The following is a 26,101-nucleotide window of genomic DNA, read 5'->3' on the forward strand; positions in this document are numbered from 1 at the left end:
ACCCTAGGGCCGCAGCTCCTGGGTGCAGCACTTCACGCTGCCGCCGCCCTTGAGGAGTTCGCCCAGGTCCATGCCGATCGGCTCGAAGCCCCGCTGCCGCAGGGGGTCGAAGAGGCCCACCGCCGCTTGGGGGAGGAGGACGTTCCGTCCGTCGCTGACCGCGTTCAGGCCGAGGGCCGCCGCGTCCTCGGCCGTCGCGATCAGGGCGTCGGGGAAGAGCCGGGCGAGCACCGCGCGGCTGCCGGGGGAGAACGCGTCCGGGTAGTACATGACCTCGTCGGCGGCGTCGTCCAGGACGCACAGCGCCGTGTCCAGGTGGTAGTACCGCGGGTCCACCAGTTCGAGGCCGATCACCGGTCGGCCGAAGAACTCCTGCGCCTCGTCGTGCGAGAGCGGGCTGGAGCGGAAGCCGCGCCCGGCGAGGATCCAGGAGGCGGTGACGGCGAAGTCCCCCTCGCCCTCGTTGACGTGCTCCGGAGCCCGTACGGCGTCGGCTGCCCAACCGTTTACTCGGAACCAGGCCAGATGCGCCCCGGCCTCGGCCGCGCGCTCCGCGTGGGCGAACTTCGCTCCGAGGACCCGCCCGTCGACGACGGTGGCGCCGTTCGCCGCGAAGACCATGTCCGGCAGCGCCGGGTCGGGGTCGAGCAGGTCGACGGTGTGGCCGAGGGCGCGGTAGCGGTCGCGCAGGTCCTCCCACTGGGCGAGGGCGAGCGGCAGGTCGACCGGTTTCGTGGGGTCCATCCAGGGGTTGATGGAGTACGTCACCGTGAAGTGCGCGGGTGGGCACATCAGATAACGGCGGGGCGAGGACGTGCGCGGAGTGGTGCGCAATGAGGGCTCCTCACGGACGGGCCGGCAGAGGCACCGGCGGGTGAAGGTCGGAGTGATCCGCCGGATCGGTGACCCCATGGTCCGCCTTCCGGGCCCGGCGCGCTGTGGACCGTTCGGGTGGTTCGGCTCTGGCCATGACTCGCGAGACGTGGCGTCTCGTACGCTGCTAGATTGGGCCCCATGTCCGACACCAAGGCCCCCGACGCCTCCCGCCGCAGCGAGCGCTCCCGCCGCGCCATCTTCGACGCCGCCCTCGCCCTCGTCTCCGAGACCGGCTACGCGAAGACCACCATCGAGGGCATCGCCGCCCGCGCCGGGGTCGGCAAGCAGACCATCTACCGCTGGTGGCCCTCCAAGGCCGCCGTCCTCCTCGACGCCTTCCTCGACCTCGCCGCGCGGGCCAACGAGGCCCTCGGCGGCGACGCCGACAGTGAGATCCCCGACACCGGCGACCTCGCCGCCGACCTCAAGTACGTCCTGCGCGCCACCGTCGACGAGATGAACGACCCCGCCTTCGACGCCCCCACCCGCGCGCTCGCCGCCGAGGGCATCGTCGACCCCGAGCTCGGCGCCCGCTTCACCGAGGCACTCCTCGAACCGCAGCTCCAGTACTACGCCCGCCGCATCGAGGCGGCCCAGGCCACCGGCGACGTGGACCCCGACATCGACCCCCGGATCGCCCTCGAACTCCTCGTCGGACCGCTCCACCACCGCTGGCTCCACCGCACCCTGCCGCTGACCCACGCCTACGCCGACAGCCTCGTCGACCTCGCCCTGCGCGGCCTCGCGCCGAGGGTCTGAAACGTCCCTCGCACACCGGTTCCACACCCCGGTTCCGCACTCCGGTCACCCAGGGCGCAGGATGGTGGGACCATGGGCAGAGCCGAACGGGCGAGCATGAGGTGTGAGGGGATAGATGGGCGACGGGATCGACCGCTACCGCGGCACGGAGAGCAAACTCGCACAGTGGCTGCGCAGGCGCCCGAAACGCACCGCGGCCGACGACGAGAACGACCGCGAGAAGCTGCTCCTGGCCGTCGCTGCCGCCGGGATGCCCCTCGCCCCCGCCGCGTACCCCGTCGGCTACAGCTGTTCCTGTGAGCGGATTGGCTGTCCCACGCCCGCCCGGCACCCGGTCTCCTTCGCCTGGCAGACGCAGTCGACCACCGACCGCGCCCAGATCGAGCGCTGGGCGCGCAACGAGCCCGAGGCGAACTTCATCACCGCCACCGGCATGGTCCACGACGTCCTCGACGTACCGCTCGCCGCAGGCCGCGCCGCCCTGGAGCGCCTCCTCGCCGAGGGCGTCGAGGTCGGCCCGGTCGCCGAGTCCGCCGACGTCGACACGGTCGGCGGGCGGATGCTCTTCTTCACCGCGACCCGCGGCACCCCCGAGGACGAGGACGAGTGGTGGCCGTGTGAGCTCGACTGCCACCCCGAGACGATGGACGAGCACCCGGGGCTCCGCTGGCACTGCCGCGGCAGCTACGTCCTCGTACCGCCCGCCCGGCTCCCCGGGGACGAGAGCGCCCATCCGGTCGTCGCCTGGCTCCGCGGCCCCGAGCACCCGCTGCCCGACCCGCTGAACCTCCTGGAGACCCTCCAGGACGCCTGCGCCCGCCACGCGGCCGCGCGCGAGGCGGAGGGCGACGGCGAGCACACGGCCCACGAGATCGCCTGGCCGCTGACCCGCTGACCCGCTGACCCGCTGGCACGCAGACCCTCTGGATCCGCTGGATCCGCTGACACGCAGACCCGCTGGCATGCAGACCCGCTGGATCCGCTGGCATGCAGACCCGCTGGCACGCAGACCCGCTGGATCCGCTGACACCCAGCCCCGTCGGCCCGCTGGCCCGTCGGCCCTTCGGGCCGTTTCGAGCCCTGAGCTCGGCGGGCGACCGGGCCGTTACGAGCCCTGCGCGCCCACCACGCCCTGGAGCCGGGCCTTGACCGTGACGCCGTCGCGGTCGGTGCCCGCCGGCTTCACCAGGACCGCCTGGTTGGACACCCACTCCTTGGTGACCGTGTTCTTGACCTCGCCGGTCAGCAGCGCCTTGATGTCGGGGTCGACCTTGGGCCGGTAGCCCGGCGCCGCCGTCTGCCGCTCGAAGTACCGCGTCGCGAAGAAGACGAACGCGCCGCCGTCCTTCGTCCGCAGCCCGAGCGGGGCGAAGTCGCCCTGGTCCGCGACCCGGTCCAGGTACTGGGTGGCGAGCCCCGGGCGCTTGGCGCCCTTCTGCCGCTGCTCCCGCAGCAGCGTCGTGTGCGCCCCCGCCGTGTACGGCCCCGGCTGTCCGTCCTTCAGGAACGAGACGTACTCCTCGCCGAGGTCCTCGGGCGCGACCGCGAGCGTGTCGGTGTCCGCGGCGACCGGCACCGCGAACCCGTCCTCCTCGGCGAACTCGGGCACCGCCGACGGGCTCAGGATCACCAGGTGGGCCGCCTCCCACAGCTGCTGGGGCCCGTTGCGTACGAAGACGACGAGCCAGCGCTGGTCGCCGGCGCCCTCGTCCGCGTCCAGGTTGGGGTCGGTGTCCGCGAGGAACCAGCGCGGCCAGCCCGCCTTCTTGGGCAGCACGAAGCGCGCGTCCGACAGTTCGAGGGGCCGGTGGTTCGGGTTGCCGTCGGGGGCGGTGACCGCCCGCGCGCGCAGCCCCGCCTGGTTGATCTCGCCGAGCGGACCGGTGACCCGGCCCGCGGCCAGGGCCGGGTCGTTGGCCTGGTCGGCCCGGTTGTAGGCGGCCGTGAAGTCGGCGAGGGCCTGTGCGGCCTCGGCCTGGGTGGCCGGCGGCATCAGGGCCAGCTCACCGTGCACGGTGACGCAGCCGCTCGCCGTCAGCGCGAGGACGGTCGCGGCCGCCGTCGCCGCGAGAAGACGTACGGGCCGCGCGGGGCGCGCGGCTCCCGTGCGTCGTGTGGACCGTCCTGCCGACAGCCGCTCAAGCGGTCTCGGCGCTCGCCTCAGCGTCAGCCTTCTCATCGGTCGCCTTCTGCTTCTTCACCCGCACGGACGGACCCGACCCTATCGGGGCCAGGAACAGCGCGAGCGTCGGGACCAGATACAGCGCCCACACCGTGACCTGAAGGACCGTCGGGTTGGGCTGGAAGTTGAAGACGCCCTTGAGGAGCGTGCCGTACCAGCTGTCCGGCGGGATGGTCGCCGAGATGTCGAAGGCCTTGTCGGCGAGACCGTCGAGGAAGCGGGCCTCCTGGAGGTCGTGCACGCCGTACGCGAGGACACCCGCCGCCACCACGACCAGCATTCCGCCGGTCCAGGTGAAGAACCTGGCCAGGTTGATCCTCAGCGCGCCCCGGTAGAACAGCCAGCCGAGGAGCACCGCCGTGAGCAGGCCGAGGAGGACCCCGGCCAGCGGCGCGAACGTGCCGTCCGAGGAGGCCCGGACCGACGCCCACACGAACAGCGCCGTCTCCAGGCCCTCGCGGCCCACGGCCAGGAAGGCGGTGGCGACGAGCGCGCCCGTGCCCATCTGGAGGGCCGCGTCGAGCCTGCCGTGCAGCTCGGCCCTGAGGTGCCGGGCGGTGCGACGCATCCAGAAGACCATCCAGGTCACCAGGACGACCGCGACGATCGAGAGCGAGCCGCCGAGCAACTCCTGGGCCTCGAAGGTCAGCTCCTGGGAGCCGAACTCGAGACCGGCGCCGAAGGCCAGCGCCACCCCGACGGCCACGCCGATGCCGATCCAGATCGGCTTCAGCGCGTCGCGCCGGCCGGTCTTCACCAGATAGGCGATGAGGATGCAGACGACCAGGCTGGCTTCGAGGCCCTCGCGCAGGCCGATCAGATAGTTACCGAACACGCCGGTTCCCTCCCGGGGTTGCGTGGAGTGTCACGAGAACAGCGCCCGGCCCCACCAGTCGCCCTTGTCCCGGACGCCCGGCGGGATCGCGAACAACGCCGAACCCACGTGCTGGATGTACTCGTTGAGGACGTCGGCCCGCGCCAGCGAGGTCTGCACCGGGATGAAGCCGGTCCGCACGTCCTTCTGGTACGCCAGGAAGAACAGCCCGGCCTCCAGGCGGCCGAGGCCGTCCGTGCCGTCGGTGAAGGAGTAGCCGCGGCGCAGGAGCGTCGCCCCGGCGTTGGTGTCCGGGTGGGCGAGCCGGACGTGGGAGTCCGGCTTCATCGCCTTCAGGAACGGCTCGTCGTGCTCCTTGGCCTTGCCGACGGGCGCGCCCTCGCGCTTGTCGCGGCCGAAGATGTCCTCCTGCTCGGCGAGCGGCGTACGGTCCCAGGTCTCGACGTTCATCCGGATCCGGCGGGCGACGAGGTACGAGCCGCCGTCCATCCAGGCGGCCGGTCCCTCGGCGTCCTTGCCGGAGACCCACACGTGCCGCGCGAGTCCCTCGGTGTCGGTGCCCGCGATGTTGCGGGTGCCGTCCTTGAAGCCGAAGAGGTTACGGGGGGTCTGGGCGTCCGGGGTCGTCGAGGACGTCTTGCCGAAGCCCAGCTGCGACCAGCGCACCGCGACCTTGCCGAAGCCGATCCGTGCGAGGTTCCGGATGGCGTGCACGGCGACCTGGGGGTCGTCCGCGCACGCCTGGACGCAGAGGTCGCCGCCGCTGCGCGCCGGATCCAGGTTGTCGCCCGGGAACTTGGGAAGCTCCACCAAGGCCCCGGGCTGCTTGTTCTTCAGCCCGAAACGCCCGTCGAAGAGCGAGGGGCCGAAGCCGATCGTGAGGGTGAGACGGGAGGGCTTGAGGCCGAGGGCCTCGCCGGTGTCGTCCGGCGGCGCCTCCGGGAGACCGCCGTACGCGCCCTCGCCGACCTCGGCACCGGCCGTCATGCGTTCGGCCGCCCGCGTCCAGTCCTTGAGGAGCTGGACCAGCTCGGCGCGGTCGGTCGTCGTCACGTCGAAGGCCGCGAAGTGCAGCCGGTCCTGGACGGCGGTCGCGATGCCGGCCTGATGCGGGCCGTGGAAGGGCACGGCCGCGCCGCTGTCGGCGACCGGTACCGGGGTGTCCCCGTCCCGGGCCAGCAGGGCGGCGGCGCCGCCCGCCACGGCGGCACCGAGCGCGAGCCCGGCACCGCCCAGGGCGATGACCGTACGGCGGGAGGGCGCGGCGGCCCCGGCTGCCGGCGCCGACTCCTGGGCCTCCCCGGCCGCCGGCGCCGACTCCTGGGTCTCCCCGGCCGCCGGCGCCGACTCCTGGGTCTCCCCGGCCGCCGGCGCCGACTCCTGGGTCTCCCCGGCCGCCGGCGCCGACTCCTGGGCCTCCTGGGCCACGGGCGCCGACCCCTGGGGCTCCTGGGGCTCCTGGGTCTCCTCGGGCATGTCCGCGTCTCCCCGCTCTCGCCGTCCGTTACTTGACGACAGCCGCGGAGAGCTTGGAGAGCGGCTCGGCCAGCGCGTTGACGCCGTCCGACAGCTCCTTGCGCTCGGGCTTGCCGACCTTCTCGTACGAGGTGAAGACGTAGCTGCTCTTGTCCGTGCGGTACTTGTCGAGCAGCGTGTTCAGCGCGGCGAACTGCTTCTCCAGCTCGGCGACGAGCTTCGGGTCGTTCTTCGTGGCGACCGGCTTGAGCAGGTCGAAGGACTTCTGCGCGCCCTCGACGTTGGCCTTGAAGTCGACGAGGTCGGTGTGGGAGTAACGCTCCTCCTCGCCGGTGACCTTGCCGGTGGCGACCTCGTCGAGGAGCTCCTTGGCGCCGTTGGCCATCGAGGTCGGGGTGATCTCGGCCTTGCCGACCCGCTTCACCCAGTCCGCGAGGTCCTTGTCGAGGGTGTCGGCGAGCTGCTTCTCACGCTCACCGATCTTCTTGTCCTTCCACAGGGCCTTCTCCAGGCGGTGCCAGCCGGTCCAGTCCTTCGCCGGGTCCTGGCCGGCCTCCAGGCCGTCCTCGCGGACGTCGACCTTGGGGTCGATGTCGCCGAAGGACTCGGCGACCGGCTCGGTGCGCTCCCAGCCGATCCGGGACTCGGCGTAGGCCTTCTTCGCGGCCTCGATGTCACCGGCGCGGACGGCGTCGGTGAAGACCTTCACCTTGGGGAGGGTCGCGTCGGCCTGCGCCTGGACGTACTGGCGGTAGGCGGCGACCGCCGCGTCCATCTCGGGGGAACGCTTGACGCCCGCCGCGCCGCCGGTGGCCTTGACCTGCCGGCGGATGCCGTCGCCGACCATGCCCGGCTTGCAGGCGATCTCGTAGTCGCCGGCCTTGATCTCGGCGGTCAGGCTCGCCTTGGTGCCGGGGCCGATGTTCTCGCGCTCGGTGACGATCCGGTCGTCCGGGTAGAGGATGTACACCTCGGTGACCTTGGAGCCGCGGTTCTCGACGGACAGCCGTACGTGGCCCGCCGGGAACTCCTTCTTCGAGACCTCGCAGGAGTCGTCCTTGGCGACGACGGTGATCGTGCCGTCGTCCGCCGTGGCGTCGCTCTTCTCGGTGCAGCCAGTGACGGCGGCCAGGGCCGCCGCGGTCGCTGCGGCGGTGACGGCGGAGAGGCGAACGGCTCGCATGGAGACTCCAGAAACGCGGGGACGGGGACTGAGGCAGACCTAACTTAACCGAGGCTTACCTCAGCCATACCCGGTCGTCCAGTGATTCGGCTCTCAGCTCCGGCGGACCGGACACGGCGGGATCACAGGGGCTTCATGGGCTCCTCATGGCGGGGTCAAAGGCGGGTCAAGGCCGGGGAGTTGTCCGCATTTCGCCTACGTGCCGGTGCGCCTCGGCGTGACGAGCGGGACGCCGGTCCGCGGGTGCGGGAACACCTCCACCGGCTGTCGGTAGACCCGGCTCAGCAACTCCTCCTCAAGGACGTCGGCGGGTGGCCCCGCCACCGCGATCCGGCCCCCGTGCAGCACCCCGACCCGGTCGGCGTGGGCCGCCGCGAGCCCGAGGTCGTGCAGCACGACCACCACCGCGTCCCCGGCCGCGGCCCGTTCCCGGCAGACCCGCAGGACCAGTTCCTGGTGGCGCAGGTCGAGGGCGGCCGTCGGTTCGTCGAGCAGCAGGAGGCCGGTCCGCTGGGCCAGGACCCGGGCCAGCGCGACCCGGGCCCGCTCGCCGCCCGACAGCGCGGAGAACGGGCGCCCGGCGAAGGCCTCGACCTCGGTGGCCGCCATCGCCTCGGCGACCGCCGCCTCGTCCTCGTCCTCCCGCTCGGTCCCCGCCCACGGGGCCCGGCCCATCCGCACCACGTCGGCGACGGCGAACGGGAAGGAGAGCGCCGCGTCCTGCGGCAGCACCGCCCGGCGCTGGGCGAGTTCGCCGGGCGTCCAGCCGGCCGCGGGCCGGCCCCCGATCCGTATCTCCCCGGCGCTCGGCGCGAGATCGGCGGCGAGCGCGGCGAGCAGGGTCGACTTCCCGGCCCCGTTGGGCCCGACCAGGGCGAGCACCTCGCCGGCCCGCACCCCGATCGTGACGCCGTCGAGGACCGCCCGGCCGGCCCGCTCGACCCGTACGCCGACGGCCTCGGCGAGCGTCTCGCCCGGCGCGGCGGGGGAGGGCAGCGCGCGCGTGCGGCGGTTCGCGAGTGCGGGGAGCAGTCCCCGGAGCCGTACGGATGTCCTGCCCGTTGCCGATGTCCTGCCCGCTGCGGATGTCCTGCCCAGTACGGACGTCATGCCCAACCACCTTGCCTGCGACGGGTCCTGCGCAGCAGCCAGAAGAAGAACGGGCTGCCGAGGAGGGCGGTGAGGACGCCCAGGGGAAGTTCGGCCGGGGCCGCGACCGTACGGGCCGCGAGGTCGCCGGCCGTGAGGACGACCGCGCCGCCGAGCGCGCTGCCCGGCACCAGGAAGCGGTGGCCCGGCCCGTTCGCCATCCGCAGCAGATGCGGGACGAGCAGGCCGACGAAGGTGATGATGCCGGCCACCGCGACCGCGGCCGCCGTCAGCAGGGCCACCACCAGGATCAGGGCGACCCGCAGCCGCTCCACGTCCACGCCGAGGTGCCGGGCGGGCCGCTCGCCGAGGGCGAGCAGATCGAGCCGGCGGGCGTGGAAGGGGGCGACGGCGAGGCCGAGGAGCGCGCACGGCAGCACGGCGAGGACCTTCGGCCAGGTGGCCTGGGCGAGCGAACCGAGCTGCCAGAAGGTGATCTGGGTGACCTGCGCGTTGTCGGCGAGGAAGATGAACAGGCCGATGAGCGCGCCCGCGAAGGCGTTCACCGCGATACCGGTGAGGATCAGCGTCACCACCTCCGTACGGCCGTCGGAGCGGGACATCGCGTACACGAGGAGCACGGTCGCGAGCCCGGCGACGAACGCGCAGACCGTCACCGTCCAGTTGCCGAGGAAGGTGAGGCCGAGCGCGATGGCGCCGACCGCGCCGACGGCCGCGCCCGCCGAGATGCCGATGACCCCGGGCTCGGCAAGAGGGTTGCCGAACACGCCCTGCATGAGGGCGCCCGCGCAGCCGAGCGAGGCGCCGACGAGGACGGCGAGGACGACCCGGGGGAGCCGGATGTTCCACAGGACGCTCTCGGCCGTGCGGTCGAGCGCGTGCCCGCCGAGCCCGATCCGGTGCCGCACCGAGGCGAGGACGTCACCGAGCGGGATCTCGTACGCCCCGATCCCGGCGGAGAGCAGGGCGAGGAGGAGCAGGGCGCCGAGGAGGGCGGCGGTGAGGAGGACGGCGGTACGCGGCCGTGCGACGGGAGGCAGGTCGGCCGGTGTGCCCTTGCCGCGTGTAGGCGGGGTCTCCTGGAGTGCCGTCACCTCTTCGCCCCGTACAACTGGTCGACCAGGGACTCCAGGACCTGGTCGGTGCGCGGGCCGTAGTTGAGGAGGACGCCGTCGTCGACGGTGACGACCCGGCGGTCGGCGCCGGCCGGGGTCTCGGCGACGCCGGGGATCTTCACCAGGCCGTCGAGCCCGCCGACGGAGGCGAGTCCCTTGCTCATGACGAGGATCGCGTCGGGCGCGGCCTTCGCCAGGGCCTCGCTGGTGATCGGGGTGAAGTCCTTGACGAGGCCGGACTCCTTGCCCGCGTCGATCGCCCCGGCGGCCTCCAGGAGGGAGCTCGCGCCGGACTCGGCGCCGCCGAGCAGATAGACGGCGGCCGAGCCGCGGACGTAGAGGAAGGCCACCCGCGGCTTCTCCGCGCGGGCCGGGATTCCCTTCCGTACGGCGTCGATCCGCTTCTGGGTGCGCTTCTTGAGGGCGGTGCCGGAGTCCGGTACGCCGAGGGCGGCGGCGACCGCGTCGATCCGGGTGCCGACGTCGGCGAGCGCCTTCGCGGGCTTCACGACGACGAGCGGGATGCCCGCGTCGCGGATCTGGGCGATGGCCTCGGCCGGTCCCGTGGTGCCCTCGGCGAGGACGACGGTGGGCCGCAGCGAGAGCACGCTCTCGGCGGAGACGTCGTGGGCGCGCGTCACCACCGGGAGTTTCCCGGCCTGTTCGAAGGTGGCGGTGATGTCCCGGGCGACGACCTTCGTGCCGAGGCCGAGGGTGAAGACGATCTCGTTGAGGGAGCCGCTGAGCGGGACGATCCGGTCGGTGGAGGTGACGGTGACCGGGCGTCCGTCGGCCGAGGGGACGGTGACGGGAAGCCGGGGCGCGACCGGGTCGGCGAGCGGCTCGACCCGGTCGCGGGCGGCGGTGGGCACATCGATGGTGGACGGATTGGTTCCGCTTCCGTTTCCGGTCCCGTCGCCGCCTGCACCGCCGCAGCCGGTGGCCATGAGGGCGAGGGTGAGCACTGCTGTCAGCGCTCCCGCGAGGCGAGTTCTGCGCACCGGGCACCGTCCTGTCGTTCGTTCCGCTTCGTGCTGCCGTGGTTCCGGGCCGTCGCGTTCGCGCCGGGGGATTCCCACCAAGACTCGATGTAGCTTAGGTTAGCCTTACCTCACTTGCTAATCCTCGGAGGGGTTTCATGATGCTGTCCAGACCCGCCCGCGCGCTCGCCGTGACCCTGTTCGCGGCCCTGCTCGCCGCCCTCGTTCCGGCCGGTGCCGCGCACGCGGAGAGCCGCACGGTGCAGGGTGGACGGCTCGACTGGGGCATCAAGTCCTCCTTCCAGGGTTACGTCACCGGGCCCATCGCCCAGGGCGGTTGGGGCCTCACCGGTGGAGCCGCCACCATCGGCGGAAGCCAGTTCCGCTTCCACTCCGCGCAGGGCTCGTACGACCCGGAGACCGGCGCCTTCGAAGCCGCCTTCTCCGGCGGCGTCCACTTCACCGGCCACCGCAAGGCGGACGGCACGAACGAACTCGACCTCACGATCAGCCGCCCCCGGGTCCGCATCCAGGGCGGCAGCGGCACCCTCTACGCCGACATGGCGAGCAAGGCCAAGGGCAGTGGCCGGACGACCGTCTCCTCGCAGGTGCCGCTCGCCACGCTCGACGTCGGCGGCATCGACATGCGCGGCGGGGGCAGCCCCGTATCGCTCACCGGCGTGCCCGCCACGCTCACCGCGCAGGGCGCCGGCGCCTTCGCCGGCTACTACCCGGCGGGTACGTCGCTCGACCCCGTCAGCCTCACGGTCGACGTACGGGCGCCCCGGAAGGCGACGCCGAGCACGTCCGCCGTACCGACCACCGAGCCGACCGACGGGGCCTCCAAGTCGCCCTCCGCCACGGTCGGTTCGACCCAGGCGGGCCCTGCCACCGCGAGCCTGACCACTGCCGCCGTCGACTGGGGCGTACGTCGCACCTTCCGCGAATACGTCACCGGCGCCATCTCCCAGGGGAAGTGGACCCTCGCCGACGGCGCCCAGGACGGCGGCGCGCTCTTCCGCTTCCCCAGCGGCAAGGGCACGTACGACCCGAGGAAGGGCACCCTCGACGCGGCCTTCGCGGGCAGCGTCCGCTTCACCGGCGCCCACCTCGACCTCACGCTCGGCAAGGTCACCGTGAAGGTGAGCGGCGGCACCGGCACCCTCGGGGCCGACGTCACCAGCGCCGGGAAGACCGAGAAGGCCGTCCCCCTGGTCACCTTCACCGCGCGCGACCTCACTCCGAAGCACGGCCTCGCCGTCGTCACCGAGGCCCCCGCCACCCTCACCGAGGGCGGCGCCAGGGCCTTCGGCGGGATGTACAAGGCCGGGACCGCGATGGACCCGGTGTCCCTCGCCGTCGCCGTCGACACCAGGGCCCAGCTGCCCGCGCTTCCCGACCTCGGCAGCGATGCGAAGCCGTCCCCGTCGACGACCGCCGCCACCCCGGCGGCCAAGGCTGCCGCGTCCGCTTCCTCCTCTGCTTCCTCCTCTGCTTCCTCCTCGTCCACCGGCACGTACCTCGCGATCGGTGCGGGCGTGCTGCTCGCCGCCGCGCTCGCGGTCTTCGTCGCCGTACGCCGTCGCCGCAGCGTCGGCACCCCCGCGTCCTGACCCCCACGTCCTGACCCCCTCGCCCTGCGCCCCGCGTCCCACCCAGGAGAACCCCGTCATGCCCACGCCCTTGCGCCACCGTTCTGTCACCCTGGCCGCGGCCGTCGCCACGGCCGCCGCCCTCGGCACGGGCGCCGTCGCTCTCGCGCTCCCGGCGGCGGCCGACACCGTGCCCCCGATGACGCTGAGCGACGGCACGCTGGACTGGGGCATCAAGCAGTCCTTCCGTACGTATCTGGCCGGGGGCTTCGCCAACGGCAGGACCACCCTTGAGGGCGGCGCCGAGCAGGCCGCGAACAACGGCGTGTTCACCTTCGTCGACGGCACCGGCACGTACGACACGACCACGCACGCCACCGCCAACTCCTTCAAGGGCGGCGTCCGCTTCGAGGCCCACCACGGCGCCCTCGACATCCGGATCTCGGACGTCCGGCTGTCGACGAAGGGCACGGCCGCGCCCACCGGCGAGATCACCGCCGACGTCGTCACCAAGGAGAAGGACGGCTCCGTCTCCACCCGCTCGGACATCGCCATCGCCGCGCTCGACATGACCGGCGTCCGGCCGGCCCAGGGCGCGGGCGGCGTCATGACGTTCAAGGACATACCGGCGAAGCTGACGAAGGACGGCTCGGCCGCGTTCGCCGGCTTCTACAAGGAAGGTGACGAACTCGACGCCGCCACCCTCACGGTGAAGGCGGGCAGCCGGCCGACGACCGCGCCGCCGACCACCCCGCCCCCCACGACGACCGCCCCGACCACCGCCCCGACCACGACGGCCCCGACGACCGCCCCCACCAACCCGGCCCCGACCACCACCGCACCCACGAGCCCGGCGCCGACCACGACGCAGCCGACCGACCCGGCCACGACCGCGCCCGCCACGACCGCGCCGACCACCACGCAGCCGTCCGGCGACCCGTCCGGCGACCCGTCCGGTGTCGTCGACGGCAAGCTGACCTGGGGCGTGAAGCAGAGCTGGCAGAAGTACGTCGGCGAACTGTGCGGCGGCTCGGTCACCGCCTCCGGCGGCGCGAAGAAGCAGGGCACGGCCTACGAGTTCGGCTTCGTCAAGGCCGACCTCGACGCCGAGGCCCGCAAGGCCGAGGCCGCCTTCTCCGGCAAGCTCGCCTTCGTCTGCGCCGCCCACGACATCAACTGGACCGTCAGCGACGTGAAGGTGAGGGCGACCGGCTCCACCGGCACCCTCACCGCCGACGTCACCAGCGCCCGGGGCACCGACAACGACGTGGCCTTCGCCGACCTCGACCTGTCGAAGTCCGACTGGACGGCGCACGACGGGGTCGTCACCCTCGCGAGCATCCCGGCGAAGCTCACGGCGGCCGGCTCCGCCACGTTCAGCGCCCCCGGCGGCCAGGGCGGCTACCCGGTCGGCACCCCGATGGACCCGCTGACCCTGACCCTCTCGCTCGACGAGGACGCCACGCTGCCGTCGACCTCCGGCGGGACCGGCGGCTCCGGCTCCACCGGCACCAGCGGCGACACCGGCGGAGGCGCGGCCGGTGGCTCGACCGGCACGAGCGGCGGCGGAACCGTCGGTGGGGCCGGTACGGTCGGCGGCGCCGGCTCCGTGGGCGGCTCAGGCTCCGGCTCCCTCGCGGCGACCGGCTCGGGCGCCCCGACCGGCCTCCTGCTCGGCGCCTCGGGTGCCCTCGCCGCAGCCGGAGCGGCCGTCGTCATCGCCGTACGCCGCCGCGCCATGGAGTCCTGACCCGCCACCCATTCCCGAAAGCCGCCGCCCCCATAAGAGGCAGGACCGCCCCCGATTCGCGGGTGCGGTCCTGTCGGCGCGTCGCGAAATGGTTCAATTTCCGCCATGAACACGACCGTGCCCAACGCCGCCACCGACATCGACGTCCTCCGGGTCTTCTGCGCGGGCGACGGCCGGCACGGCAACGCCCTCGGAGTCGTACGGGACGCCCGTACCCACCCCGACGAGGCCTCCCGGCAGGCGCTCGCCAAGGAGCTCGGGTTCAGCGAGACCGTGTTCGTGGACGACCCGGAGCGCGGGATCGTCGACATCTACACCCCCGGCGTGCGGCTGCCCTTCGCCGGGCACCCGCTGGTCGGCGCCGCCTGGCTGCTCGACCTGGAGGTCGTCCACCCGCCCGCGGGCGAGGTGTGGGTGCGCGGCGACGGGGAGTTCACCTGGATCGAGGCGCGCGCCGAGTGGGCGCCGCCGAGGACCCTGCGCCAGTACGGCTCCGCTGCCGAGGTGGAGGCCCTCGACGTGCCCGAGCCGGGGCAGTGGATCTACGCCTGGGCCTGGGAGGAGGAGGCCGCGGGCCGGGTCAGGGCGCGCGCGTTCCCGGGCCGGGGCGACGGCATCGACGAGGACGAGGCGACCGGTGCGGCGGCGCTGCTGCTCACGGCGGAGCTCGGCCGGGCCCTGAACATCACGCAGGGCCGGGGTTCGCAGCTGCTCACTGCCCCCGGCCCTGACGGCATCGTGGAACTCGGCGGACGGGTCCGCCTGGAGGGGACGCTCACGCGCTGAGGTCCCCCTGGGGGGACGTTCACGTGCTGAGCACGTGAACGTCCCGAAGGCTCACGCGGTCAGCGGGAACTCCCCGCCCAGCTGCTGGAAGACCGCGCTGTTGAAGGCGAAGGCGCGCTTGCACTCGTCGACGATCCGCTGCTTCTCCAGGTCGTCGGCGTTCACCCCGTCGAGCAGCTCCCGGTACGCCCGCTTGAACGCGGCCGGGTTGGAGATCGTGTCGAACACGTAGAAGCGGACGCCGTCGCCCTTGCGCGCGAAGCCCCAGGTGCGCTCCGCCTTGTCGCGGATGATCTGGCCGCCCGACAGGTCGCCCAGGTAGCGCGTGTAGTGGTGGGCCACGTACCCCGCGGGCCAGTCGCGGGCGCACTCGGCGACCCGCTCGGCGTACGCGACGGTGGCGGGAAGCGGGGAGACCCCGGCGCGCCAGTCGGGGCCCCGCAGATGGGCGAGGTCCTGCTCCAGGGCGGCCGTGCGGAACAGCTCGGGCTGTATGAAGGGCCCGGCGACCGGGTCCTCGCGCAGTGCCTCCGCGCCCTCCTCCAGGGCGCGGTACACGAACCAGAGCTGCTCGGTGTAGCGCGCGTAGGCGTCGACGGCCAGGCGTCCGCCCAGGAGGTCGCCCATGAAGGACGAGGTCTCGGCCTCCGTGTGCTGCTCGTGCGAGGCAGTGCGGATGAGCGTGGAGAAGGGCGTGTCCAAGGCGTGCCTCCGGGACCGATGGGACGGGAACCAGTGACGATCCTGCCAAGTTAGGCTTACCTAAGTCAACTGGTTCCCGACGTCCTGTCGGTAAAAGACCTACCCACTCGAACGGCTAGGGCAACGTGAGGATTTCCGCCCCTGTCTCCGTCACGACGAGCGTGTGCTCGAACTGGGCGGTCCGCTTGCGGTCCTTGGTCACGACCGTCCAGCCGTCGTCCCACATGTCGTAGTCGTGGGTGCCGAGCGTCAGCATCGGCTCGATGGTGAAGGTCATGCCGGTCTTGATCTCGGTGGTGTGGTGGGGCGAGTCGTAGTGCGGGACGATCAGGCCGGAGTGGAAGGACGAGTTGATGCCGTGCCCGGTGAAGTCACGGACGACGCCGTAGCCGAAGCGCTTGGCGTACGACTCGATGACCCGGCCGATGATGTTGATCTGGCGGCCCGGCTTGACCGCCTTGATGGCCCGGTTCAGGGACTCCCGGGTCCGCTCCACGAGCAGCCGCGACTCCTCGTCGACGTCGCCGCAGAGATAGGTGGCGTTGTTGTCGCCGTGGACGCCGTTGATGTACGCCGTGACGTCCAGGTTCACGATGTCGCCGTCCCGCAGGACGGTGGAGTCCGGGATGCCGTGACAGATGACCTCGTTGATCGAGGCGCACAGCGACTTCGGGAACCCGCGGTAGCCGAGGGTGGACGGGTAGGCGCCGTGGTCGCACATGTACTCGTGCGCGACCCGGTCGAGCTCGTCGGTGGTGACACCGGGGGCGATGTGCTTGGCGGCCTCCTCCATCGCCTGCGCGGCGATGCGGCCGGCGATCCGCATCCGCTCGATGGTGTCGGAATCCTGCACCTCGGGCCCGCTGTACGGGGTCGGGGCGGGCTTCCCGACGTACTCGGGGCGGCGGATGGAGCCCGGAACGGAACGATGGGGGGAGAGCTCCCCCGGGACGAGAAGCGACTGGCCAGACATGCCAGCGAGTCTAACGACCGGGTCTGGGGCAGCATGGTCTCGGAGGAAGGAGCCGACGACGATGGCTTTGTTCAAGAGGCGCACCGTGGGCAAACCGGGTGAGTGGTACTACTGCCTGGAGCACAAGAAGGTCGAAGAGGGCCCCGACTGCCCGGCGAAGAACCGCTTCGGCCCGTACGCCACCCGTGAGGAGGCCTCCCACGCGATGGAGACCGCCCGCGAGCGGAACCTGGAGTGGGAGACCGACCCGCGCTGGCACGACAAGGCGGGGAAGCCGGAACCGCAGGAACCCCCGGACTAGCCCGTCCGACACAAGGACCCGGCCGGGGCCGCTCACACGGTCCCGGCCGCCTCCTGCGGGGCGTCCTTCCGGGCGGCCTCCTGCTGGGCCTTGCGGTGCAGCGAGTCCTCGTCGGTCTCGGAGTCGTACGTCAGGAGCTTCGGCAGCGCGAGGCAGAGCAGGCCCACCGAGGCGACACAGGCCACGCCGCCCGTCCAGACGGCCGACCGGGTGCCGGTCCAGCCCGCCATCGCGCCCGCCCTGACCTGGCCCAGCTGCGGGCCGACGCTGTACGAGAGCACCTCGATGCCCGCGAGCCTGCCGCGCAGCTCCTCCGGGATCGTCTGGTTCCAGATCGTCGCCCGGCCCAGACCGCTCAGCATGTCGCCCGCGCCGGCGAAGGCCAGACAGAGCAGAACCAGCCAGATGTTCCCGAACCAGCCCGCCGCCGCGATCGCCAGCCCCCAGCCCGCCGCGCCCCCGACCACCAGCAGCCCGTGCCGGCGCACCTTCGACGTCCAGCCGCTGGTCAGGCCCAGCACAAGCGAGCCGACCGAACCCGCCGCGTACATCAGGCCGAGCGACCAGTCGGCGTCCAGCTCGTCCGCGAGGAACGGGAAGATCGTGTTCGGGAAGGCGAAGAACATCGCCGCGAGGTCGATCGCGTACGTGCCGAGCAGCACCGGCCTCGACCAGGCGTACCGCGCGCCCTCCGCGATGCCCCGCAGCGAGGGCTTCTCCGCGTCGTGCGCGGGCGCGGCGGGGGAGAGCCGGCGGCACAGCAGCACCGAGGCGGCGAAGCCGACGATCGTCACCCCGTACGCGGGCGCGTGACCCGCGTACGCCACGACCAGGCCCGCGATCGCCGGGCCCGCGATCGAGCCGATCTGCCAGCGCAGCGAGTTCAGCACGGCCGCGGCGGTCTGGTGCTCGTGCGGCACGATCCGGGCGAGGAGCGAGTCCAGGGCCGGCCGTTGCAGCCCCGCGAGGGCCGAGACGCCGGCCGCGACCACGTAGAGCGGCCAGAGCAGCGGGGTGGGAAGCAGCGCGTTGACCAGCAGGATCGCGGCGAGCAGGCCGAGACCCGCCTCGGTCAGGAGGATCACCTTCCGCCGGTCGACCGCGTCGGCGAGCGCCCCGCCGTACAGACCGAACACCACCAGCGGCACCAGCTCGACCGCGCCCATCGCGCCGACGGCGAGCGGCGAACCGGTGAGTTCCTTGATCTGCAGCGGCAGGGCGATCATCGCCATGGCGCTGCTGAAGTACGTGACGAGGCCTTGCACCCAGAGCAGCCGGAAGTCCCGGGACGCGCGCCACGGCGCCGGATCGGGCAGGAGCGCGGAGAGCTTCGCGAAGGCAGGAGACACGAGAGGCCATGCTCCGGTGACGAATGGGACGGGGCAAACGATTTTCCCGCCCCGCGTGAACCGTCCCGACCGAAGCGGCCTCCTCCCTCCTACCAGCGGGCCGGCGGTGGTGCCGTCAGGCGGTCCGCGAGCTCCGAGAGACGGTCGCGGAGGCGGCGGTTCCCCCGCGGTGACGGCAGGCTGTTCTCGCCGGCCGCCGCGCTCACCAGATGCTGCACCGTGTCCAGATCGACCTCCGCCCCCTCCGCCACCGTGAGCGTCTCGTGCGCCAGCCCGCGCACCTCCTCGTCGCCCCCGTCGAGGGACAGCACCGTCGCCCCCGCCCGGCGGGCGTCGTGCACCCGCTGCAGCAGCCCCGCGTCCGGCCGCTCCGGCGTCACCATCAGCAGCGTCGCCCCGCGCCCCGCCACCTCAAGACGACCGAGCCCCACCGCCAGATGCGCCGGATCCCCCGGCCGCACCCGGTGCCGTACCAGCGTCGGCGCCAGCTCGGGGATCCCCGACCAGGCCGACTCGTCGACCAGGTGCGCCGCCAGATGCCAGGGCTCGTACTCCTCCGTGCCCACCAGGAGCAGCCCGCCCCGGTGCGGGACGACCGAGGACCGGAGCGCGCCCGCGAACCGGCGGGCCGCCCGCGGCCACTCCGTCCCGGCGAGCACTTCCCGCAGCAACGCGACCCGTACGGCATCCATGGGCCCGCATCCTGCACCAGACAGTGGCCCTCGCGTGGCCGGTCGGGGTGGTTCCACTCGTACGGGAGCCGCCCCGGGCGGGCCGACCGCTCGGTAATGTCGGGTCCATGACTTCCTCGACTCCCAGCACCCCCGCGGCCAAGGCCGCCCCCAAGGACCCGTGGGACCTCCCCGACGTCTCCGGCCTCGTCGTCGGTGTCCTCGGCGGCACCGGGGACCAGGGCCGCGGCCTCGCCTACCGGCTCGCCAAGGCCGGGCAGAAGGTGATCCTCGGCTCCCGCGCCGCCGACCGCGCCCAGGAGGCCGCCGACGAGATCGGCCACGGCGTCGAGGGCGCCGACAACGCCGACTGCGCCCGTCGCAGCGACATCGTGATCGTCGCCGTGCCGTGGGACGGGCACGCCAAGACCCTGGAGTCCCTGCGCGAGGAGCTCGTGGGCAAGCTCGTCGTGGACTGCGTCAACCCGCTCGGCTTCGACAAGAAGGGCGCCTACGCGCTGAAGCCCGAGGAGGGCTCGGCCGCCGAGCAGGCCGCCGCGCTCCTCCCGGACTCCCGCGTCGCCGCGGCCTTCCACCACCTCTCCGCCGTCCTCCTCCAGGACACCTCGCTGGACGAGATCGACACGGACGTGATGGTCCTCGGCGAGGAGCGCGCCGACGTCGAGCTCGTCCAGGCCCTCGCCGGCCGCATCCCCGGCATGCGCGGTGTCTTCGCCGGCCGGCTGCGCAACGCCCACCAGGTCGAGTCGCTCGTCGCCAACCTGATCTCGGTCAACCGCCGCTACAAGGCGCACGCCGGGCTGCGCGTCACCGACATCTGAGCCGCTGCCGGGCAGGACGCCCGAGCCGCTTCCGGGCAGAACGCCCGAGCCGGTCCGGGCCGGACGGAGGGCATGGGGGACACTGGACGGGCACAGCAGCCGTACCCGGACAGGAGCCGACCCCCATGCCCCGCCTCGCCCTCTACGCCCTCGTGGTCTGCGCCCTGGCCGTCGCCGCGGCCGTCGTCTCCTTCGTCGAGGGCAGCTTCCTCGGCGTCGTCTGGGTCCTGATCGCCGGTCTGTCCTCCAATATGGCCTGGTACTACATCCGCCGCGCGAAGGTCGAGAAGGCCGCGGCCGCCGAGGCCTAGACCTGGCAGAACTCCGGCGTCTCCTGCCAGAACCGGAACAGCTGCGAGCCGCAGTAGCGGGATGCCTCCGGCACCCCGAGCGACCGCATCAGCGCGTCGATCGCGTCGAAGAAGCCGTCGTTGATCGCCGGCACGAACAGCAGCGCGATCACGATGAAGAAGCCGTACGGCGCGTACGGCTCGATCTGCCGCTTCAGCTTGTACGACAGCCAGGGCTCGACGATCCCGTACCCGTCGAGTCCCGGCACCGGCAGCAGGTTCAGGAGCGCCGCGGTCACCTGGAGGAACGCCAGGAAGGCCAGCGCGAACTGGAACGGGAGCGGGACGCCGTCGAGCGCGCCCAGCCAGAACGGGGCCGTGCAGACGAGCGCGAACAGCACGTTCGCCAGCGGGCCCGCCGCCGAGATCAGGCTGTGCTTCCAGCGGCCCTTGATCCGGCCCTGCTCGATGAAGACCGCGCCGCCCGGCAGACCGATCCCGCCCATGATCACGAACAGCACGGGCAGGATGATGCTGAGGACGGCGTGGGTGTACGCCAGCGGGTTCAGGGTCAGATAGCCCTTCGCGCCGACCGTGATGTCACCGCCGTGCAGCGCCGTACGGGCGTGCGCGTACTCGTGGAGACAGAGCGACACCACCCACGCCGAGGTGACGAAGAGGAAGATCGCCAGACCGGGCGAGGCGGCGAAGTCCGTCCACACCGCCCAGCCGGTGACGGCCATGACGGCGAGGATCGCCAGGAAGACGGGGCTGATCCGCCGCTCGTGGCGCCGGGTGGTGGCCGTGGTCATCGCGGGAGCTCCCAGGGGACGGAGGTGGCGTCGTTCGGTGCCTGATGTGCGGGAAACGTATCGGGTGACGGGGCGAGTTCCGGAGTCGGGGACCCTCTCACGGAGAATGGGGCCGTGCACTACTGCGTCCTCGGCCCGACCCTCGCCCGCACGTCCGACGGCACCGACGTGGCCGTCGGCGGCCCGCGGGTCCGCGCGCTGCTCACCGTCCTCGCCCTGCGGGCCGGCCGGACCGTGCCCGTACCGGACCTCGTCGACGAGGTGTGGCACGGCGACGAGCCGCCCGCCGACGCCGTCGCCGCGCTCCAGGCCCTCGTCGGACGGCTCCGCAAGGCCCTCGGCCGGGACCGGATCGTCTCCGCCGAGGGCGGCTACCGGCTCGACGCCCGGCCCGAGGACGTGGACGCCCGCCGCTTCGAGCACCTGGCCGTCGAGGGCGTGGCCGCGCTCGGCGCCGGGGACCCGGCCCGTGCCGCCGAACTCCTCGACGAGGCCCTCGGGCTCTGGCGCGGGCCCGCCCTCGCCGACCTGCCCGACCGGGACGCGGAGGCCCCCCGCTGGGAGGCCCGCCGTCTCGACGTCCGCCGGGCCAGACTCGACGCCGCCCTCGGACTCGGCGAGGCGCCCGCCGCCCTCCCCGACCTGACCGCCCTCTGCGCCGCCCACCCCCTGGACGAGACCCTCCAGGCCCTGCGGATCCGGGCCCTCCGGGACACCGGACGCGCGGCCGAGGCCCTCGCCGCGTACGAGTCGGTCCGGCGCGCCCTCGCCACCCGCCTCGGTACGGACCCGTCGCCGGCCCTGCGCGCCCTCCACGCGGAGCTGCTCGCGGGACCGCGGACACCCCGGCCCGAGTCCGGGCCCGCCCCGGAGCCCGGGAAGGAGGAGGCTCCGGCGAAGCGGGCGGAGACCTCCGTCCGGGGCAATCTGCGCGCGCGGCTCACCAGCTTCGTCGGCCGCGACGAGGAGATCGCCGCCCTCCAGGACGAGCTGCGCACCGCCCGGCTCGTCACCCTGCTGGGGCCCGGGGGCGCCGGGAAGACCCGGCTCTCCCAGGAGGCGGCCGAGCGCGGGGCCGCCGACGGGGCCTGGCCGGACGGCGTCTGGGTCGCCGAACTCGCGGCCGTCACCGACCCGGAGGCGGTCGTGGAGGCCGTCCTCGCGGCCGTCGGCGCCCGCGAGACGGTGTTGCGCGGCGCCGGAGCAGAGGAGCTGCGGGCCGGGGACGACCCGCTCGTCCGGCTCGTCGAGCACTGCGCGGGCCGCCGGATGCTCCTGCTCCTCGACAACTGCGAGCACCTCGTGGCGGCCGCCGCCGCACTCGCCGAGACCGTGCTCGCCCGCTGCCCGGAGCTGCGGATCCTTGCGACGAGTCGGGAGCCGTTGGGGGTGCCGGGGGAGATGGTGCGGCCGTTGGGGCCGTTGCCGGTGGGGATGGCGTTGCGGTTGTTGGGGGAGCGGGGTGCTGCGGCGCGGCCGGGGTTCGTGGTGGCGGAGGATCCGGGGGCGGCGGAGGAGGTGTGCCGGCGTCTGGACGGTCTGCCGTTGGCGATCGAGTTGGCGGCGGCGCGGTTGCGGTTGTTGTCGGTGCGTCAGATCGCGGATCGGTTGGACGACCGGTTCCGGTTGTTGACGTCGGGGGCGCGGACGGTGTTGCCGCGTCAGCAGACGTTGCGGGCGGTGGTGGACTGGTCGTGGGATCTGCTGGAGGAGCCGGAGCGGGCGGTGCTGCGGCGGCTCGCGGTGTTCACGGGTGGTGCGGATCTGGAGGCGGCGGAGGCGGTGTGCGGGGGTGTGGGTGCTCCGGACGTGCTGGACGTGCTGGGTGCGCTGGTGGACAAGTCGTTGGTGGTGGCGGGGCCGGGCCGGGACGGGGAGGGGATGCGGTTCCGGCTGCTCGAGACGGTGGCGGAGTACGCGGGGGAGCGTCTGGGGGAGTCGGGGGAGCGGGCGGCGACGGAGCGGCGTCATCTGACGTACTACCGGGAACTCGCCCGGCGCACCGACCCGGAACTGCGCGGCGCCGGGCAGGTCGCCGCCATCGCCCGCTTCGGCCGCGAGTACGGCAACATCCGCACCGCCCTGCGCCGGGCCGTCGACGCCCACGACGAGGACGAGGCGCTCGTCCTCGTCCACTCCCTGCTCTGGTACTGGCAGATGCGCGATCTGCGGACCGACGCCCTGCACTGGGCGCGGGCGGCCGCCGCCCTCGGACCCGACCCGTTCACCGCGCCCGCCGCCCCCGTCGTACCCCTGCACGAGCCGTGCACGGCCACGCCGCCACCACTCTCCGAGGAGCAGCGCTGGGAGGCCCGGCGCGGGGTGCGGCTCGTCGAACTCCTCAACATGGACCACGACTCCGGGCGGTGGACCCGCCCCGAGGGCGTGCGCCGGCTCCGTGAGATGACCGGTGTCTACCCGCCAGGCCTGCCCCAGACCTGCCGGCTGCCCGGCTCCTTCGCCGTCTTCGCGGTCCTCATCATCGGCGAGGCGGGCCGGCTGCGCGAGCTCCTCGACGCGACCGTCGACGCCTGCCGCCGCCACGGCTACACCTGGGAACTCGGCAACGCGCTCCAGATGCGCGCCAACATGTCCGCCAACCGGTCCGACATGGCCCGCAGCGCGAGCGCGGACGCCGACGAGAGCCTGGAGATCTTCGAACGGCTCGGCGACGCCTGGGGCGCGGCCGAGGCGCTGTCCTCCCGCGCGGAGTCCCGTGAGCGTCGGCTCGAGTTCGAGGGCGCGGCAGCGGACTACGTCGCCGCCATCGGCTACGCGGAACGGATCGGCGCCCAGTCGCAGATGGCCCTGCTGCGGGCCCGGTACGCCAGTGTCCTGGTCGAGACCGGGCGGCTGGAGGAGGGCGAGGCGATCCTCCGCGAGATCGTCGAGGGGGGAACCAGCCTGGGGCACGAACCGCTGCTCGGTGCCCGGCTCTTCCTCGGCCTGGCGCTCGGCCGCAGCGGGCGCATCGACGAGGCCCGCGAGCAGCTGAACGAGCTGCGGAAGGAGTTCGGCTCCGAGACGCTGTCACTCTTCGACGGCTTCGCGATCGGCAGCCTGGGCTGGCTCGACGTCGTCGAGGGGCAGTACGCGTCCGGGTTCGGCCTGGTCAGGGAGGCGTACGAGCGCTCCACAAGCGACCTTTCGCTGATGGTGGCGCCGCAGATGCCCTCGGTGCACCTGACCGTCGCGGCCTGGGCCCTCGCGGGGCTCGGCGGGCCGGTGGCGCGGATCGGCGGGGTGCTGCTCGGGGCGGCGGAGGCGCTGCTGCCGCCGGAGCACCTGTCGCTGCCGCTCGAAGCGGACAACCTGCGGCGGGCGACGGAACTGACCCGGTCCGCGCTCGGCGAGGACGCGTTCGCGGCGGCGCACGCCGAAGGCGGCGGCCTCTCCTTGGAAGAGGCCGCCGCCCTGCTCGGTCGCGCCGCCGACGCGATCAGTGAGCGCGCCGAGTCCTGAACCCCCGTGGGGCGGGTCCGGCCGATCAGGGCCGGACAGGCCGTGCCGGACTCAGGTCTTCTTGCGGAACTTGGTCACCGCCAGGGGCGCCGTGATGACGGTGATCACGGCCGCCCAGCCGAGGGTCATCCACACGGAGTGGGCGACCGGGCCGCCGTTGATCAGGTTCCGGGCGGCGTCGGCGAGGTTCGACAGCGGGTTGTAGTCGGTGAAGGCCTTCAGCCAGCCGGGCATCGACGTCGGCGGGGCGAAGATCGAGGAGCCGAACTGGAGCGGCATCAGGACCAGCATGGCCATGCCCTGGACGGCCTGGGCGGTCTTCAGGGTGAGACCGAGCAGGATGAAGATCCACATCAGCGACGCTCCGAAGACCATCGACAGGCCGATCGCGGCGAGCAGGTGGAAGAACGAGGTGTGGATCTCCATGCCGAGCAGGAAGCCCATGCCGAGCAGGATCGAGGTGGCGATCAGCATCCGGCCGACCTCGACGACGATCTTCGCGATCAGGACGGAGGACCGGGCGATCGGCATCGTCCGGAACCGGTCCATGACCCCCTTCTTGAAGTCGTCGTTGATGCCGACGCCGACGGCCATCGCGATGTTCATGCCCATCATCGCCATCAGGCCCGGGGTCACGTAGTTGACGTAGACCTCGTTGTTGCCCTTGCCGGCGATGGCGCCGCCGAACACGTACACGAAGAGCAGGATGAAGATGATCGGCATCAGGACCGCGTCGAACATCGACTCCGGGTCCTGCTTGATCTGGAGCGCGTTGCGACGGGCGAGGGCGCCGATGTGGCGCAGATTGGCCCGCAGGCCGATCCGGCCCTCGGCGACGGGCGCGTGCCGCGCCGCGGCCGGACCCGGGGCGCCGACGGGGGACTTGGTGACCGTGGTCGTGCTCACGCGGCGACCTCCTCGGGGATCTCGTCGGAAACGGTGGTCTTCTGGCCGGTGATCGCCAGGAACACCTCGTCCAGGCTGGGCAGGTGGGTGCCGATGTGGGCGATGCCGAAGCCGCGCGCGCCGAACAGCGCCACGACGGCGGTCAGCTGCTGGTCGGTGAGGATCGGCACGTACAGCGCGCCCTCGTCGGGCACGACGGTCGCGCCGGCCACCCCGTCGAGGCCGGTCTCGCGGAGCGCGGCGGCCATCGCCGACAGCTGGTCCGGGTCCACCGGGCGGACCTTCAGGGTCCGGCCGCCGACCTTGGCCTTGAGCTCGTCGACGCCGCCCTTGGCGATGACCTTGCCCTTGTCGATGACGGTCAGCTCCTTGGCGAGCTGCTCCGCCTCCTCCATGTACTGGGTGGTGAGGAGGACGGTGACGCCCTCGGAGACCATCCGCTGGACCTCGTCCCACACCTCGTTCCGGGTGCGGGGGTCGAGACCGGTGGTCGGCTCGTCCAGGTAGAGGACGGCCGGCTGTCCGATCATCGAGGCGGCGAGGTCGAGCCGGCGCCGCATGCCGCCCGAGTAGTTCATGGCGGGCCGCTTGGCGGCGTCGGTGAGGGAGAACCGCTCCAGCATCTCGTCGGACCGGCGGCGGGCGTCGGCGCGGGAGAGGTCGAGCAGCCGCCCGATCATGTACAGGTTCTCCCAGCCGGACAGCTTCTCGTCGACCGAGGCGTACTGACCGGTGAGCCCTATGGTGCGGCGCAGCTGGCGGGGGTGCTTCACCACGTCGTACCCGGCGACGGTGGCGGTCCCGGAGTCCGGCACCAGCAGGGTGGAGAGGCAGCGGACGAGGGTGGTCTTCCCGGCGCCGTTCGGCCCGAGCACGCCGAGGACGGTGCCCTCCCGTACGTCCAGGTCGACCCCGTCGAGGGCCTTGGTGTCGCCGAAGTGCTTCACGAGGCCCCGGACCTCGACGGCGTTGGTGTGTGATCGCGTCATGGCCCCTACTAGACCAGCCGCCACCGACAATCCTCCGACAGATGACCGACAGCCCGCCGATGGGGGATGTCGGCGGGCTGTCGGGTGGTGCCGCGGTGGCTGGTGAGGTCCTGTCGCGACGACTGGTGGAAGGCGACCGGTGGAAGGCGACCGGTGGGAG

23 protein-coding genes and 1 pseudogene are annotated in these 26,101 nt (G+C 72.8%); 9 read left to right on the plus strand and 15 right to left on the minus strand.

The features are described from left to right. Window positions 1–3 precede the first annotated feature (3 nt). Window positions 4–834 (minus strand): dimethylargininase, encoded by an 831-nt coding sequence (gene ddaH, locus N5875_RS27505; protein ID WP_338496802.1) that lies wholly within the window; start codon window positions 832–834, stop codon window positions 4–6. 180 nt (window positions 835–1,014) lie between these two features. On the opposite strand from ddaH, the gene N5875_RS27510 reads away from it, so the two are divergent. Both N5875_RS27510 and N5875_RS27515 read left to right on the plus strand, forming a co-directional pair. After that, window positions 1,015–1,635, plus strand: a complete 621-nt coding sequence (locus N5875_RS27510; RefSeq protein ID WP_318211402.1) for a TetR/AcrR family transcriptional regulator — start codon at window positions 1,015–1,017, stop codon at window positions 1,633–1,635. A gap of 115 nt (window positions 1,636–1,750) precedes the next feature. After that, complete coding sequence (locus tag N5875_RS27515; protein WP_318211401.1) at window positions 1,751–2,530, plus strand: bifunctional DNA primase/polymerase; 780 nt, start codon at window positions 1,751–1,753, stop codon at window positions 2,528–2,530. A gap of 210 nt (window positions 2,531–2,740) precedes the next feature. Here N5875_RS27515 and N5875_RS27520 read toward each other — a convergent pair whose 3' ends face one another. The 7 genes from N5875_RS27520 to N5875_RS27550 form a co-directional block, all read right to left on the minus strand. Next, window positions 2,741–3,814 (minus strand): hypothetical protein, encoded by a 1,074-nt coding sequence (locus N5875_RS27520; protein WP_338496805.1) that lies wholly within the window; start codon window positions 3,812–3,814, stop codon window positions 2,741–2,743. Continuing rightward, the gene (efeU, locus tag N5875_RS27525; protein ID WP_318211399.1) at window positions 3,774–4,652 is read right to left on the minus strand and encodes an iron uptake transporter permease EfeU; all 879 of its coding nucleotides are present in this window, start codon (window positions 4,650–4,652) and stop codon (window positions 3,774–3,776) included. Before efeU ends, N5875_RS27520 begins: the two co-directional genes overlap by 41 nt. Before the next feature lie 30 nt (window positions 4,653–4,682). Next, window positions 4,683–6,128, minus strand: a complete 1,446-nt coding sequence (gene efeB / locus N5875_RS27530; RefSeq protein ID WP_338496807.1) for an iron uptake transporter deferrochelatase/peroxidase subunit — start codon at window positions 6,126–6,128, stop codon at window positions 4,683–4,685. 28 nt (window positions 6,129–6,156) lie between these two features. Continuing rightward, the gene (efeO, locus tag N5875_RS27535) at window positions 6,157–7,311 is read right to left on the minus strand and encodes an iron uptake system protein EfeO (RefSeq protein WP_338496809.1); all 1,155 of its coding nucleotides are present in this window, start codon (window positions 7,309–7,311) and stop codon (window positions 6,157–6,159) included. A 195-nt stretch (window positions 7,312–7,506) separates the two neighbouring features. Then, a complete protein-coding gene (locus tag N5875_RS27540; RefSeq protein ID WP_338496811.1) occupies window positions 7,507–8,421 on the minus strand; it encodes a heme ABC transporter ATP-binding protein in 915 nt (304 codons plus the stop codon). Then, on the minus strand, window positions 8,418–9,461 hold the full coding sequence (locus tag N5875_RS27545; protein WP_338499281.1) for an iron ABC transporter permease: 1,044 nt from the start codon (window positions 9,459–9,461) through the stop codon (window positions 8,418–8,420). Before N5875_RS27545 ends, N5875_RS27540 begins: the two co-directional genes overlap by 4 nt. A gap of 50 nt (window positions 9,462–9,511) precedes the next feature. Beyond that, window positions 9,512–10,483 (minus strand): ABC transporter substrate-binding protein, encoded by a 972-nt coding sequence (locus N5875_RS27550; RefSeq protein WP_338499282.1) that lies wholly within the window; start codon window positions 10,481–10,483, stop codon window positions 9,512–9,514. Between the two features lie 191 nt (window positions 10,484–10,674). Between N5875_RS27550 and N5875_RS27555 the strand changes: the two genes are divergently transcribed. The 3 genes from N5875_RS27555 (at window position 10,675) to N5875_RS27565 (ending at window position 14,644) form a co-directional block, all read left to right on the plus strand. Further along, window positions 10,675–12,129 (plus strand): HtaA domain-containing protein, encoded by a 1,455-nt coding sequence (locus N5875_RS27555; protein ID WP_338496813.1) that lies wholly within the window; start codon window positions 10,675–10,677, stop codon window positions 12,127–12,129. Window positions 12,130–12,187: 58 nt separating this feature from the next. Continuing rightward, the gene (locus tag N5875_RS27560; RefSeq protein ID WP_338496816.1) at window positions 12,188–13,858 is read left to right on the plus strand and encodes an HtaA domain-containing protein; all 1,671 of its coding nucleotides are present in this window, start codon (window positions 12,188–12,190) and stop codon (window positions 13,856–13,858) included. Between the two features lie 105 nt (window positions 13,859–13,963). Next, window positions 13,964–14,644 (plus strand): PhzF family phenazine biosynthesis protein, encoded by a 681-nt coding sequence (locus N5875_RS27565; protein WP_318211392.1) that lies wholly within the window; start codon window positions 13,964–13,966, stop codon window positions 14,642–14,644. A gap of 51 nt (window positions 14,645–14,695) precedes the next feature. Here the strand turns inward: N5875_RS27565 and N5875_RS27570 are convergent, their stop codons facing one another. Both N5875_RS27570 and map read right to left on the minus strand, forming a co-directional pair. Continuing rightward, window positions 14,696–15,346, minus strand: a complete 651-nt coding sequence (locus N5875_RS27570) for a biliverdin-producing heme oxygenase (RefSeq protein ID WP_318211391.1) — start codon at window positions 15,344–15,346, stop codon at window positions 14,696–14,698. Window positions 15,347–15,461: 115 nt separating this feature from the next. Beyond that, on the minus strand, window positions 15,462–16,319 hold the full coding sequence (gene map, locus N5875_RS27575) for a type I methionyl aminopeptidase (protein WP_318211390.1): 858 nt from the start codon (window positions 16,317–16,319) through the stop codon (window positions 15,462–15,464). A 61-nt stretch (window positions 16,320–16,380) separates the two neighbouring features. Between map and N5875_RS27580 the strand changes: the two genes are divergently transcribed. Further along, window positions 16,381–16,620, plus strand: a complete 240-nt coding sequence (locus N5875_RS27580) for a hypothetical protein (protein ID WP_318211389.1) — start codon at window positions 16,381–16,383, stop codon at window positions 16,618–16,620. Window positions 16,621–16,652: 32 nt separating this feature from the next. Here N5875_RS27580 and N5875_RS27585 read toward each other — a convergent pair whose 3' ends face one another. Together N5875_RS27585 and N5875_RS27590 are read right to left on the minus strand one after the other, a co-directional pair. After that, entirely contained in the window at window positions 16,653–17,969 is a 1,317-nt protein-coding gene (locus N5875_RS27585; protein WP_338496823.1) for an MFS transporter, read from the minus strand. An 89-nt stretch (window positions 17,970–18,058) separates the two neighbouring features. Continuing rightward, the gene (locus tag N5875_RS27590) at window positions 18,059–18,661 is read right to left on the minus strand and encodes a hypothetical protein (protein ID WP_318211387.1); all 603 of its coding nucleotides are present in this window, start codon (window positions 18,659–18,661) and stop codon (window positions 18,059–18,061) included. Between the two features lie 107 nt (window positions 18,662–18,768). On the opposite strand from N5875_RS27590, the gene npdG reads away from it, so the two are divergent. Together npdG and N5875_RS27600 are read left to right on the plus strand one after the other, a co-directional pair. Beyond that, window positions 18,769–19,482, plus strand: a complete 714-nt coding sequence (npdG, locus tag N5875_RS27595) for an NADPH-dependent F420 reductase (protein ID WP_338496826.1) — start codon at window positions 18,769–18,771, stop codon at window positions 19,480–19,482. Window positions 19,483–19,554: 72 nt separating this feature from the next. Then, window positions 19,555–19,793: pseudogene (locus N5875_RS27600) on the plus strand (hypothetical protein). Here N5875_RS27600 and N5875_RS27605 read toward each other — a convergent pair. Further along, window positions 19,790–20,584 (minus strand): site-2 protease family protein, encoded by a 795-nt coding sequence (locus tag N5875_RS27605; RefSeq protein ID WP_318211385.1) that lies wholly within the window; start codon window positions 20,582–20,584, stop codon window positions 19,790–19,792. The pseudogene N5875_RS27600 and the gene N5875_RS27605 sit on opposite strands and share 4 nt — an antisense overlap. A gap of 114 nt (window positions 20,585–20,698) precedes the next feature. Between N5875_RS27605 and N5875_RS27610 the strand changes: the two genes are divergently transcribed. Beyond that, the gene (locus tag N5875_RS27610; protein ID WP_338496828.1) at window positions 20,699–24,046 is read left to right on the plus strand and encodes a BTAD domain-containing putative transcriptional regulator; all 3,348 of its coding nucleotides are present in this window, start codon (window positions 20,699–20,701) and stop codon (window positions 24,044–24,046) included. A gap of 51 nt (window positions 24,047–24,097) precedes the next feature. On the opposite strand, the gene N5875_RS27615 is transcribed toward N5875_RS27610, so the two are convergent. Next, complete coding sequence (locus tag N5875_RS27615) at window positions 24,098–24,952, minus strand: ABC transporter permease (protein WP_318211384.1); 855 nt, start codon at window positions 24,950–24,952, stop codon at window positions 24,098–24,100. Continuing rightward, the gene (locus N5875_RS27620) at window positions 24,949–25,941 is read right to left on the minus strand and encodes an ATP-binding cassette domain-containing protein (RefSeq protein WP_318211383.1); all 993 of its coding nucleotides are present in this window, start codon (window positions 25,939–25,941) and stop codon (window positions 24,949–24,951) included. The genes N5875_RS27615 and N5875_RS27620 overlap by 4 nt, the downstream gene beginning before the upstream one ends. Between the last annotated feature and the right edge of the window lie 160 nt (window positions 25,942–26,101).

It is taken from the genome of Streptomyces sp. SJL17-4 (genome assembly GCF_036826855.1).
In the GTDB taxonomy this organism is placed as follows: domain Bacteria; phylum Actinomycetota; class Actinomycetes; order Streptomycetales; family Streptomycetaceae; genus Streptomyces.